The sequence below is a fragment of the Microbacterium sp. NPDC087591 genome (assembly GCF_044743625.1).
GTDB lineage: Bacteria > Actinomycetota > Actinomycetes > Actinomycetales > Microbacteriaceae > Microbacterium.
On sequence record NZ_JBIUWU010000002.1, the window covers coordinates 513,260 to 525,889 of the forward strand.

General features: G+C 68.4%; 10 protein-coding genes. 8 read left to right on the plus strand and 2 right to left on the minus strand.

What is annotated here, in order from left to right; genetic code table 11:
- Positions 1–1,419 (minus strand): Fe-S cluster assembly protein SufB, encoded by a 1,419-nt coding sequence (gene sufB / locus ACIOVG_RS13085; protein WP_363554009.1) that lies wholly within the window; start codon positions 1,417–1,419, stop codon positions 1–3.
- A gap of 232 nt (positions 1,420–1,651) precedes the next feature.
- On the opposite strand from sufB, the gene ACIOVG_RS13090 reads away from it, so the two are divergent.
- Complete coding sequence (locus ACIOVG_RS13090) at positions 1,652–2,767, plus strand: heme A synthase (RefSeq protein WP_400874034.1); 1,116 nt, start codon at positions 1,652–1,654, stop codon at positions 2,765–2,767.
- A gap of 83 nt (positions 2,768–2,850) precedes the next feature.
- On the plus strand, positions 2,851–3,270 hold the full coding sequence (locus ACIOVG_RS13095; protein WP_400874036.1) for a hypothetical protein: 420 nt from the start codon (positions 2,851–2,853) through the stop codon (positions 3,268–3,270).
- A 68-nt stretch (positions 3,271–3,338) separates the two neighbouring features.
- On the opposite strand, the gene ACIOVG_RS13100 is transcribed toward ACIOVG_RS13095, so the two are convergent.
- Positions 3,339–4,244: a heme o synthase gene (locus ACIOVG_RS13100; protein ID WP_400874789.1), complete on the minus strand. Its 906-nt coding sequence runs from the start codon at positions 4,242–4,244 to the stop codon at positions 3,339–3,341.
- A 250-nt stretch (positions 4,245–4,494) separates the two neighbouring features.
- Between ACIOVG_RS13100 and tkt the strand changes: the two genes are divergently transcribed.
- From tkt to pgl, 6 genes are read left to right on the plus strand one after another with little or no spacing between them, the layout of a single operon-like run.
- Positions 4,495–6,612 carry a transketolase gene (gene tkt / locus ACIOVG_RS13105; protein ID WP_400874039.1) on the plus strand — a complete coding sequence of 706 codons (2,118 nt, stop codon included), beginning with the start codon at positions 4,495–4,497 and terminating at the stop codon, positions 6,610–6,612.
- The gene (gene tal / locus ACIOVG_RS13110; protein WP_400874042.1) at positions 6,609–7,721 is read left to right on the plus strand and encodes a transaldolase; all 1,113 of its coding nucleotides are present in this window, start codon (positions 6,609–6,611) and stop codon (positions 7,719–7,721) included. The genes tkt and tal overlap by 4 nt, the downstream gene beginning before the upstream one ends.
- Positions 7,718–9,325, plus strand: coding sequence for a glucose-6-phosphate isomerase (locus ACIOVG_RS13115; protein ID WP_400874044.1), 1,608 nt, complete (start codon positions 7,718–7,720; stop codon positions 9,323–9,325). Before tal ends, ACIOVG_RS13115 begins: the two co-directional genes overlap by 4 nt.
- Positions 9,326–9,347: 22 nt before the next feature.
- A complete protein-coding gene (gene zwf / locus ACIOVG_RS13120; protein WP_141871797.1) occupies positions 9,348–10,898 on the plus strand; it encodes a glucose-6-phosphate dehydrogenase in 1,551 nt (516 codons plus the stop codon).
- A complete protein-coding gene (locus tag ACIOVG_RS13125) occupies positions 10,895–11,830 on the plus strand; it encodes a glucose-6-phosphate dehydrogenase assembly protein OpcA (RefSeq protein ID WP_400874047.1) in 936 nt (311 codons plus the stop codon). Before zwf ends, ACIOVG_RS13125 begins: the two co-directional genes overlap by 4 nt.
- Entirely contained in the window at positions 11,830–12,615 is a 786-nt protein-coding gene (gene pgl, locus ACIOVG_RS13130; RefSeq protein WP_400874792.1) for a 6-phosphogluconolactonase, read from the plus strand. Before ACIOVG_RS13125 ends, pgl begins: the two co-directional genes overlap by 1 nt.
- The last annotated feature ends 15 nt before the right edge of the window (positions 12,616–12,630 follow it).

The window sequence follows — 12,630 nt, forward strand, 5'->3', positions numbered from 1 at the left end:
TCATCCCACACTGCCTTCCATACCCATTTCGATGAGCTTGTTGAGCTCCATCGCATACTCCATCGGCAGCTCGCGCGCGATCGGCTCGATGAAGCCGCGCACGATCATCGCCATCGCCTCGTCCTCGGGCATGCCACGGGACTGCAGGTAGAACAGCTGCTCCTCGCTGACCTTCGAGACCGTGGCCTCGTGGCCGAGCTGCACGTCGTCGACACGGATGTCGATCGCCGGGTAGGTGTCGGAGCGCGACTTGGTGTCGACCAGCAGCGCGTCGCAGCGCACGGTGTTCGCCGAGTGATGTGCCGCCGCGTCGACGCGCACCTCACCGCGGTACCCCGCACGTCCGCCGCCGCGGGCGATCGACTTCGAGATGATCGACGACTGGGTGTACGGCGCCATGTGGATCATCTTCGCGCCGGCGTCCTGGTGCTGTCCGGGGCCGGCGAAGGCGACGGAGAGGGTCTCGCCCTTGGCGTGCTCCCCCATCAGATAGATCGACGGGTACTTCATCGTCACCTTGGAGCCGATGTTGCCGTCGACCCATTCCATGGTGGCGCCCTCGTGGGCGACCGCGCGCTTGGTGACGAGGTTGTAGACGTTGTTCGACCAGTTCTGGATCGTCGTGTAGCGCACGCGGGCGTTCTTCTTCACGATGATCTCGACCACGGCCGAGTGCAGCGAGTCCGACTTGTAGATCGGAGCGGTGCAGCCCTCGATGTAGTGGACGTAGCTGTCCTCGTCGGCGATGATCAGGGTCCGCTCGAACTGGCCCATGTTCTCGGTGTTGATGCGGAAGTACGCCTGCAGCGGGATCTCGACGTGCACGCCCTTGGGGACGTAGACGAACGATCCGCCCGACCAGACCGCCGTGTTCAGCGCGGCGAACTTGTTGTCGCCGGCCGGGATCACGGTCCCGAAGTACTCCTCGAAGATCTCGGGGTGCTCACGCAGAGCGGTGTCGGTGTCCATGAAGATGACACCCTGCTCCTCCAGGTCCTCGCGGATCTGGTGGTAGACGACCTCGGACTCGTACTGAGCGGCCACACCGGCCACGAGGCGCTGACGCTCGGCCTCGGGGATGCCGAGGCGCTCGTAGGTCTCGCGGATCTCCGCAGGAAGGTCTTCCCACGACTGCGCCTGCTTCTCGGTCGAGCGCACGAAGTACTTGATGTTGTCGAAGTCGATCTCGCTGAGATCGGCTCCCCACGTGGGCATCGGCTTGCGGCCGAAGAGCTGGTAGCCCTTCAGGCGCGTCTTCAGCATCCACTCGGGTTCGTTCTTGAGGGCAGAGATGCCGCGGACCACCTCTTCGGAGATCCCTCGCTTCGCGATGGCACCGGCCGCATCGGCGTCGTGCCATCCGAATTCGTACACCCCCAGGCTTTCCAGCTCTGGGCGGTCGATCAGCACATCCGACATCACACTCTCCTTATTGGGCCTCAACGGTGTCATCCGCCCCGACACACCGGATCCCCGTCGAATCGGCGGGGAGCGGGTGCCGCTGGTGGGCCCTCATCACCGGCGCAGACATCGCGCCTAAACTGTTGACGATGCTTCGGCGCGGTAAGCGCTCATCACAACAATTCGATTCTACAGGTTCCGCCTGGTGGCCGGGCCGTGCTCGCGATGCCACCCGCGGTCCGGAGGACTAATGCCCGAGACGAACACCCCCTCCGCCACACGCACCGAGGGGCGGAACACCGCAGCACGCCAGCCCGCGCTGTGGGGACGTGCGCTCCGAGTTCTCGCCTGGCTGTCCTTCCTCAGCGAGACGATCATCATCGGAACCGGCGGAGCCGTGCGCCTCACGGGTTCGGGCCTCGGATGCTCGGATTGGCCGCTGTGCACGCCGGAGTCGCTCGTGCCGATCCTCGAGGTCCAGGGCATCCACGGACTCATCGAGTTCGGGAACCGCCTGATGACCGGGGTGGTCGGCATCATCGCCCTCGCCGTCGTGCTGCTGGTGCTGCACACGATCAGCGGTCGCCGTTCGCTCATCCGCGCGCTGTGGTTCGCCCTCGGCGGGATCGTCGCCGCGGCGGTGGCGTTCGCGATCGCCGCACCGCTGCGCATCCCGGCCTCGCCGATCGCGCTGGGGGTCCTCCTGCTCGCGGTCATCGCGGCCGCGGTGTACTCGGTGCGCACCACCCCGGCTCGACGCGACCTCGTCCTGCTCGCCTGGATCACCCTGATCGGCGTGGTGGCGCAGGCCCTCGTCGGCGGCATCACGGTGCTGACCGGGCTGAACCCGCTGATCGTCGGCTTCCACTACACGTCCTCGCTGCTCCTGGTCTGCGTCACCGCCGCGTTCCTCGTGCGCCTGTACGAGGCCCCGGGGCCGCGCGAGCGGGCCGTGCCCACCTGGTTCGCGATCCTCACCCACGTCACGGGTCTCGCCCTCGCCGTCACCATCATCTTCGGAGTCCTCACCACCGGCTCCGGCCCGCACTCGGGCGACGCGGACGTGCTGCGTCATGGTTTCGACGCCACGGTCCTCGCGCACGTGCACTCCTGGCCCGGCTACATCCTGGCAGCGCTCGTCGTCACGCTCACGATCTCGGCCTGGGCGCTGCGGCTGCCTCCGCGCCGGTGGCTCCTGGTCCTCGTGCTCGCGATCCTGGTGCAGGTCGGAGTGGGCATCTGGCAGGCACGCGAGGGACTGCCGCCGCTCCTGGTGGGCATCCACATGGTGCTCGCCTCGCTCTCGGCGGCGACGTACACGGTCGTCGTGCTGCACCTGAAGCGTCCGCTCCCCGCGAAGGAATGACCGGACGCGCTCTCTGCGGGCGCACAGTCGATCCATAGGTGACGCATCGCGGACTCATCAGCGCATCGGCGATGGTGGTCGACATGAACAAGTCACTCACACGCAGCATCGGCTTCTGGCTCCTCCTCGTCCTCTCCGTGGCATCCGCGGCAGTGGGCGGGTGGATCATCTCCGGCCAGATCGGCACGATGACGAGCACGTTGACCGACGGCACCGCGACCGGCGTCGAGGTCTACGTCGGCCAGTCCCTGGTTGTCGTGGGTGCCGCACTGCTCGGCGCCGGCGTGCTGGGCATCCTGCTCGCCGTGGCTCTCACGGCTGTCCGCGCCCTCATCCCCACCGCAGCTCCGGTCGTCGTCGAACCCATCGACTGGACCGCCGAGAACGACACCTCGATCGACGAGACCCCGGCCACGACCGACGCACCGACCGCGGAGCCGGTCGCCGACGCGGACGTCGAGCCGACGCCCGCCGCCGAGGCGGAGACCGCGACGACGCGCTGACACGCAGAACGAAGAAGGAGGGGCGCCGTGCGACGGCGCCCCTCCTTCTTCGTTCTCCAGGCTCGTTGCTAGAACGGCAGCAGAGGATCGACCGCGACCGCCACAAAAATCAGAGTGAGGTAGGTGATCGATGCGTGGAAGACACGCATCGGACGCGGCTCGGTGCCCCGGACCGCGCGGTTGTAGAGGCGGTGGGACTCGTAGATGAACCAGCCGCCGAAGACCAGGGCCGAGACCGTGTAGACCAGTCCCATGCTCGCGATCGGCACCAGCAGGAGAGAGCAGGCCACCGTCGCCCACGCGTACAGGATGACCTGCAGCCCGACCTGAGAGGCGTTGCGGGTGACGCCGAGCATCGGCACGTCGACATCCTCGTAGTCGTCGCGGTACTTCATCGACAGGGGCCAGTAGTGCGGCGGCGTCCACAGGAAGATCAGCAGGAACAGGACGAACGCCGGCCAGTCGAGAGACTCGGTGACCGCGGCCCATCCGATGAGCACCGGGAAGCACCCGGCGATCCCGCCCCACACGATGTTCTGCTCGGTGCGGCGCTTGAGGATCATCGTGTAGATGACGACGTAGAAGAAGATGGCGCCGGCGGAGAGAGTCGCTGCCAGCCAGTTGGTCGTGAACCACAGCCACACCGTCGAGACGACGGCGAGCGTCCACGAGAAGATCAGCGCTCCGCGCGGAGTGATCTCACCCGTCACGAGCGGACGGTTCTCGGTGCGGTGCATGTGCGCATCGATGTCGCGGTCGAGATACATGTTGAACGCGGCAGCGGATCCCGCGCTCAACGATCCACCGATCACGGTCGCCAGGACCAGCCACATGTCGGGCAGACCACCCTGCGCGAGGAACATCACCGGCACGGTCGAGACCAGCAGGAGTTCCAGGACGCGGGGCTTCGTGAGGGCGACGTAGGCCTTCACCGTACGACCGAGGGACGGCGTCCCCACGGTCTGATCAGACATCGTCGAGATCTCGATCGCCTCCTCCACACGCGTCATGACAACCCTTCCAGTCTAGGGCACCCGACTCGCCGCTCGATCGCCGCGCCGACGCGACCCCGCCGTAAGACAGCGTCAGACGGAATGGACGCACCGCTATGCTGAAATCACTCGCGCCTGGCGCTGTGATCCCCTTTCTCAACGAGGCGGTTGCGCCTGGGCAGACGCGGATGCGCCAGGGAATAACGGCGCCCTTGAAACTGTCGGAAAGGGCATGGACGTGTCGGAATTGCAGTGGGAAGAAATCGATCGGCGCGCGGTGGATACCGCGCGGATCCTGGCGGCGGACGCTGTGGAGAAGGTCGGGAACGGCCACCCCGGCACAGCCATGAGCCTCGCGCCGGCCGCGTACCTTCTGTACCAGCGGGTGCTCCGTCACGACCCGACCGACACCGACTGGCTCGGCCGTGACCGCTTCATCCTCTCGGTGGGACACTCGTCCCTCACGCAGTACGTCGAGCTCTACCTCGGCGGCTTCGGTCTCGAACTCGACGATCTGAAGGCGCTGCGCACGTGGGGCTCCCTCACCCCCGGGCACCCGGAGTACGGCCACACCAAGGGCGTCGAGATCACGACCGGCCCCCTGGGTCAGGGACTCGCCTCGGCGGTGGGCTTCGCCTACGCCGCCCGCTACGAGCGCGGCCTGTTCGACCCCGAGGCTGCGGCGGGCACCAGCCCGTTCGACCACTTCGTCTACGTGATCGCCGGCGATGGCGACCTGCAGGAGGGCGTCACCAGCGAGGCGTCGTCGCTCGCGGGTCACCAGCAGCTCGGCAACCTGATCGCCATCTACGACTCGAACCAGATCTCGATCGAGGACGACACCAACGTGGCCTTCACCGAGGATGTCGCGAAGCGCTACGAGTCCTACGGCTGGCAGGTCCAGACCGTCGACTGGAAGAAGACCGGCGAGTACGTCGAAGACGTCGCGGAGCTGTACGCCGCCATCGAGGCCGCCAAGGGCGAGACCTCCAAGCCGTCGCTCATCATCCTCAAGACCATCATCGGCTGGCCGTCGCCCGGCAAGCAGAACTCCGGCAAGATCCACGGCTCCGCGCTCGGCGCCGATGAGCTCGCCGCGACGAAGAAGGTGCTCGGCTTCGACCCCGAGCAGCACTTCGCCGTCGCCGACGACGTGATCGCACACACTCGCGGCCTCGCCGCACGCGCCGCCGAGGCACGCGCCGAGTGGCAGGCATCGTTCGACGCCTGGGCCGCTGCGAACCCTGAGCGCAAGGAGCTGCTCGACCGCCTCGAGTCCGGCGAACTGCCCGAGGACATCTCGTCGGCGCTCCCGGTGTTCGAGGCAGGCAAGGACGTCTCGACCCGCGCCGCTTCGGGACAGGTCATCAACGCGCTCGCCGCACAGCTCCCCGAGCTGTGGGGTGGATCGGCAGACCTCGCGGAGTCGAACCTCACGACGATCAAGGGCGCCCCGTCCTTCATCCCGTCCGAGTGGTCCACGCACGAGTGGTCGGGCACCCCGTACGGCCGCGTGCTGCACTTCGGCATCCGCGAGCACGCCATGGGCGCGATCGTGAACGGCATCGTCCTGCACGGCAAGACCCGTGCGTTCGGCGGCACCTTCCTCATCTTCAGCGACTACATGCGTCCGGCCGTCCGTCTCGCCGCGCTCATGAACGTGCCCAGCGTCTTCGTCTGGACCCACGACTCCGTCGCCCTCGGCGAGGACGGCCCCACGCACCAGCCGATCGAGCAGATCGCGACCCTGCGCGCCATCCCGAACCTCGCCGTCGTCCGCCCCGCGGACGCGAACGAGACCTCGGAGGCCTGGCTCGAGATCCTGCGCCGCCAGGAGGGTCCGGCCGGTATCGCCCTGACGCGTCAGAACATTCCGGTGTTCGAGCGCGGAGATGGCGCCGCCGAGGGCGAGACCTTCGCTGCCGCGTCCAACGTCGCCAAGGGCGCGTATGTGCTCGCCGAGGCGGCAGGTGGCACGCCTGACGTGATCATCATCGCCACCGGCTCCGAGGTGCAGCTGGCAGTCGCCGCCCGCGCCGCCCTGAGCGAGGAGGGCATCGGCGTCCGCGTCGTCTCCGCTCCGTCGCTGGAGTGGTTCGACGAGCAGGACGAGGCCTACCGCGAGAGCGTGCTCCCGGCATCCGTCACCGCCCGCGTCTCGGTCGAGGCCGGATCCGTGCTCTCGTGGCGCGGCATCGTCGGCGACCGTGGTCGTTCGGTCGGCATCGACCACTTCGGCGCGTCCGCCGACTACAAGACCCTGTTCGAGAAGTTCGGCATCACCACCGAGGCCGTCATCGCGGCCGCTCGCGAGACCATCGCAGCCAACAGCACCAAGGAGAACGCATGAGCACCCCCACCGCACAGCTCGCCGCCGCCGGCGTCAGCATCTGGCTCGACGACCTCTCCCGCACGCGCATCTCGTCGGGCAACCTCGCCGACCTGATCGCGTCGCGCAACGTCGTGGGCGTCACCACGAACCCCACGATCTTCGCCAACGCGATCACCGACAAGAACGACACGTCGTACGACGCTCAGGTCACCGAGCTCGCCGCGACCGGTGCGACCGCGGAAGAAGCGGTCTTCGCCGCCACCACGCAGGACGTCGCCGCGGCGCTCGACGTGTTCCGCCCGGTGTGGGAGGCGTCGAACCACGTGGACGGCCGCGTCTCGATCGAGGTCTCCCCCGACCTGGCGCACGACACCGAGGGAACGGTCGCCCAGGCCAAGCAGCTCTGGGCCAAGGTCGACCGCCCCAACCTGCTCGTGAAGATCCCCGCGACCAAGGCGGGCCTTCCGGCCATCACCGAGGCCATCGCGACCGGCATCAGCGTCAACGTGACGCTGATCTTCAGCCTGGAGCGCTACGCCGAGGTCATCGACGCCTACATCGCCGGGCTCGAGCGCGCGCACAGCGCCGACTTCGACCTGTCGAGCATCCACTCCGTCGCCTCGTTCTTCGTGTCGCGCGTCGACACCGAGACCGACAAGCGACTGACCGCCATCGGCACCGACGAGGCCGCCGCGCTGAAGAGCAAGGCCGGACTCGCCAACGCACGCCTCGCGTACGAGCTGTTCGAGCAGAAGTTCGCCGAGAAGCGGGCACAGGACCTCATCGCCCTGGGCGCGAACCTGCAGCGTCCGCTGTGGGCCTCGACCGGTGTCAAGGACCCGAACCTGCCCGACACGCTGTACGTGACCGAGCTCGTCGCCGAGGGCGTCGTGAACACGATGCCCGAGAAGACGCTCGAGGCCACGTTCGACCACGGCGTCGTCACCGGCGACACGATCACCGGTGGCTACGCCGAGGCACACCAGGTCTTCGCAGACCTCGCCGCGGTCGGCGTCGACTTCGCCGACGTCACCCAGGTGCTCGAAGACGAGGGTGTCGCGAAGTTCATCGACTCCTGGCATGACCTGCTCGCTCAGGTCTCCGAGGGCCTGGAGGCCCAGCGATGACGTTCTCGATCCACGCATCGGGCGCCCCGCGCGTCGCGATCGACGAGACCGTTCCCGGGCTCGTCCGCGACCTCGTCGCATCACGGATCACGAGCGGCGACAACACCCTCTGGGGTGCCGACGCCGAGGCGGAGGCAGCCGTCCGTCTGGGCTGGGTCGAAGCCGTGTCGATCTCGCGCCCGCTGGTCGCCGAGATCACCGCTCTCCGCGATGAGCTGAACGCCAAGGGCATCTCCCGCGTCGTGCTGGCCGGTATGGGCGGTTCGTCGCTCGCACCCGAGGTCATCGCACAGACCGCCGGCGTGCCGCTGACGATCCTCGACTCGACCGCGCCCGGCCAGGTGCTCGCCGCACTCGACGAGGGACTCGCCGACACCGTGCTCGTCGTCTCGTCGAAGTCCGGATCCACGGTCGAGACGGATTCGCAGCGTCGCACGTTCGAGGCCGCGTTCCGCGACCTCGGCATCGACCCGGTGGAGCGCATCGTGGTCGTGACCGACCCGGGCTCCCCGCTCGACTCCTCGGCACGCGAGGCCGGCTACCGCGTGTTCAACGCGGACCCGAACGTCGGGGGCCGCTACTCGGCGCTCACCGCGTTCGGTCTGGTCCCGTCCGGGCTCGCGGGCGTCGACATCGACGAGCTGCTGAACGAGGCAGAGGCATCGCTGCTCGAGGTCGCGGTCGACTCCGCCGAGAACCCCGCACTGCGTCTGGCCGCGGCGATCGCCGCGACCTCCCCGCGTCGCGACAAGCTCGGTCTGATCACCGACGGCACCCACATCAAGGGACTGCCCGACTGGATCGAGCAGCTGATCGCCGAGTCCACGGGCAAGAACGGCACCGGCATCCTGCCGGTCGTGCTGCTCCCGGTCTCCCCGGAGCTGGACACGCATCCCGCCGACCTGCAGATCGTGCGCCTGGTCGACGACGCGAACGAGTTCCACCTACGCGAGCGTCACGAGGGCGAGATCCTCGTCAGCGGCACGCTGGGCGCTCAGCTCGTCGTGTGGGAGTACGCCACCGCGATCGCCGGCCACCTGCTGGGCATCAACCCGTTCGACCAGCCCGACGTCGAGTCCGCGAAGGTCGCCGCGCGCGGTCTGCTGGATGCCCGTCCGGAGCCGACGGCACCGGCGTTCACGCAGGACGGCGTCGAGGTCCGTGTCTCGGACGCCGCGCTGGCCGCCTCCGGCACCGTCGAAGGCGTGCTCGACGCGCTGTGGGCTCGGCTCGCGGAAGACGGCTACGTCTCCATCCAGGCCTACGTGAACCGGCTCGACGTTCCGCAGCTGCAGGGGCTCCGCGAGCTCGTCGCAGCCGATTCCGGTCGCCCGACCACGTTCGGGTGGGGACCGCGCTTCCTGCACTCGACGGGTCAGTACCACAAGGGCGGACCGGCTCAGGGCGTGTTCCTTCAGATCCTGGAGCGCACCGACGTCGATCTCGAGATCCCCGAGCGCCCGTTCACCTTCGGGCAGCTCATCGAGGCACAGGCTGCCGGCGATGCCGCGGTGCTGGCCGAGCACGGACGTCCCGTCGTGTCGCTGACGATCACCGACTCGTCCGCCGACGTGCTCACCCTCTTCGAAGCCGCTCAGAAGTAGACAGCAGGAGAATCCCCCACCGATGTCTGTTCCCATCTCGCGCGGGCAGAACCCGCTGCGCGACCCTGACGATCGCCGTCTCAACCGGATCGCGGGGCCCAGCGCTCTCGTGATCTTCGGCGTGACCGGCGATCTGTCGCGCAAGAAGCTCATGCCCGCGGTCTACGACCTCGCCAATCGCGGCCTGCTCCCTCCTGGATTCGCCCTCGTCGGTTTCGCCCGACGGGACTGGGAGGACCAGGACTTCGCGCAGGTCGTGTACGACGCGGTCAAGCAGCACGCCCGCACCCCGTTCCGCGAGGAGACGTGGGCGCAGCTGCTGCAGGGCATCCGCTTCGTCTCGGGCGAGTTCGACAACCCGGACTCGTTCCGCAAGCTGCGCGAGACGATCGATCAGCTCGACGTCGAGCGGGGAACCATGGGCAACCACGCGTTCTACCTCTCGATCCCGCCGAAGGACTTCCCGCTCGTCGCGAAGCAGCTCAAGGACTCGGGACTGGTCGGCGAGAACAGCGACGACGACGAGCGCTGGCGACGCGTGGTCATCGAGAAGCCGTTCGGGCACGACCTGGAGTCGGCGCGTGCTTTGAACGCGGCACTCGAGGTCGCGTTCCCCGCGGACTCGATCTTCCGCATCGACCACTACCTCGGCAAGGAGACAGTCCAGAACATCCTGGCGCTGCGCTTCGCCAACGAGCTGTACGAGCCGATCTGGAACCGCAACTACGTCGACCACGTGCAGATCACCATGGCCGAGGACATCGGCGTGGGGGGACGTGCGGGGTACTACGACGGCATCGGCGCAGCGCGCGACGTGATCCAGAACCACCTGCTCCAGCTGCTCGCGCTCACCGCGATGGAGGAGCCGATCAGCCTCTCCGCCGAGCACCTGCGTGCCGAGAAGGAGAAGGTGCTCGCGGCCGTCCACGTGCCGGAGGACCTCTCGCTCGCCACCGCCCGCGGGCAGTACGACGGCGGATGGCAGGGCGGCGAGAAGGTCACCGGCTTCCTGGCCGAGGAGGGCATGAACCCCGAGTCGACCACCGAGACGTACGCCGCGATCAAGCTCGAGATCGACACGCGCCGCTGGGCAGACGTGCCGTTCTATCTGCGCACCGGCAAGCGGCTCGGCCGCCGCGTGACCGAGATCGCCGTGGTCTTCAAGCGCGCCCCGCAGCACCTGTTCGGTCGCGGCAACGCGTCCGAGCTGGGTCAGAACGCGCTGGTGATCCGCGTGCAGCCCGACGAGGGCGTCACGATCCGCTTCGGCTCGAAGGTTCCCGGCAGCGGCTCGAACGTGCGCGATGTCACCATGGACTTCGGCTACGGCCACGCGTTCACCGAGGCGAGCCCCGAGGCGTACGAGCGTCTCATCCTGGACGTCCTCCTGGGCGATCCGCCGCTGTTCCCGCGGCACGAGGAGGTCGAGCTCTCCTGGAAGATCCTCGACCCGGTGGAAGAGTACTGGGCAGCCGAGGGCGGCCCAGTGGAGCAGTACGCACCCGGCTCGTGGGGACCGGCCTCCGCCGACGCCCTGTTGGCCCGCGACGGACGAGTCTGGAGACGACCGTGATCATCGACCTTCCCGACACGACGGTCAGCCAGGTCGCCAAGCAGCTGGTGAAGGTGCGCGAGGAGGGCGGCGCCGTCGCACTCGGACGCGTGCTGACCCTCGTCATCTCCGCCCGCAACGGTGTTGCCGAGGCGGCCATCGATGCCGCAAACGACGCCTCTCGCGAGCACCCGATGCGCGTGATCGTCATCACGACCGGTGACGGCGATTCCCGACTCGACGCGCAGATCCGCGTCGGTGGCGACGCCGGAGCCAGCGAGGTCGTGGTCCTCCGCGCGTTCGGCGATGCCGCGAGCAACGAGGAGAGCCTGATCACCGGCCTGCTCCTGCCCGATGCTCCTGTCGTCGCCTGGTGGCCGGAAGAAGCCCCCGTGAACCCCGCGCAGTCCCCGCTCGGCAAGATCGCGCAGCGACGCATCACGGATGCCGCGACCGCGAGCGATGTGCGCGACCGCCTCGCCCTCCTCGGCGAGACCCACGCCCCCGGCGACACGGATCTCGCCTGGACGCGCCTGACGCACTGGCGCGAGCAGCTCGCCGCCGTGCTCGATCAGCCACCCTACGAGGAGATCACCGGCGTCGAGGTCCGCGGTGCCGCCGCATCGCCCTCGACCGCGCTGCTGGCCGCGTGGCTGCAAATGGCACTCGAGGTGCCGGTGCGCTGGTCGTACGAGGACCCGTCGCACTGGGAAGAGGGCATCAAGTCGGTGCGTCTGACCCGCGCGTCGGGCGACATCCTGCTGGAGCGGCCGACGCCCGGCGTCGCTGTTCTGACTCAGCCGGGTCAGCCGAACCACGATCTGCATCTTCCACGTCGCACCCTGCGGGAGTGCCTCGCGGAGGAGCTGCGCAGACTGGACCCCGACGTCCTGTACGGTCGAGTGATCACCGAGGGCTGGGAGAAGCTGGGTCCGCCCGAGACAGGAGCATGATGTCGTCGCAGACACCGTCCGCAGAGAAGCGGGTCGTGGTCGAACCCACGCCCGCCGCCCTCGCCACGAGCGTGGCCGAACGATTCCTGACGCGGGTGCGTGCGCGCACCCGCAACGGACGTATCGCGCACATCGCCCTGACCGGCGGATCGATGGGCGGGGCGGTGCTGCGAGCGACGGCGGAGCATCCGCGCGCCGCGTCCATCGACTGGTCGCTCGTGCATTTCTGGTGGGGCGATGAGCGGTTCGTCCCCCGCGACGATCCCGACCGCAACTCGCTGCAGTCGCGTCAAGCGCTCCTCGATCACATCCCGGTCCCGCCGGAGAACGTGCACGAGGTCGCCGGCCCTGACACGGTAGTCACCCTCGACGAGTCGGCGGCGGCATATGCGGCTGAGCTGGCGCGCTTCGGAACTGACGAGCACCCGTGGCCCTCGTTCGCGGTGTGCTTCCTCGGTGTGGGCCCGGATGGCCACATCGCCTCGCTCTTCCCGGATCGCGATGAGGTCACGGTGACGGACGCCGCCGCGCTGCCGGTGCGCAACTCGCCCAAGCCTCCGCCCGAGCGGGTCACGCTCACCCGCCCGGTCCTCAACTCGTCGAAGCGCGTCTGGCTCGTCATGACCGGAGCCGACAAGGCGTCCGCCCTGGGCCTGGCACTCGCCGGCGCGAGCTACACGAGTGTGCCTGCAGCGGGCGCGAAGGGGCGCAAGCGCACCGTGTTCTTCGTCGACGAAGCGGCCGCCGCCGAGGTCTCCCCCGATCTGATCGACCCGGCCTACTGACACCTGCTCACCGCA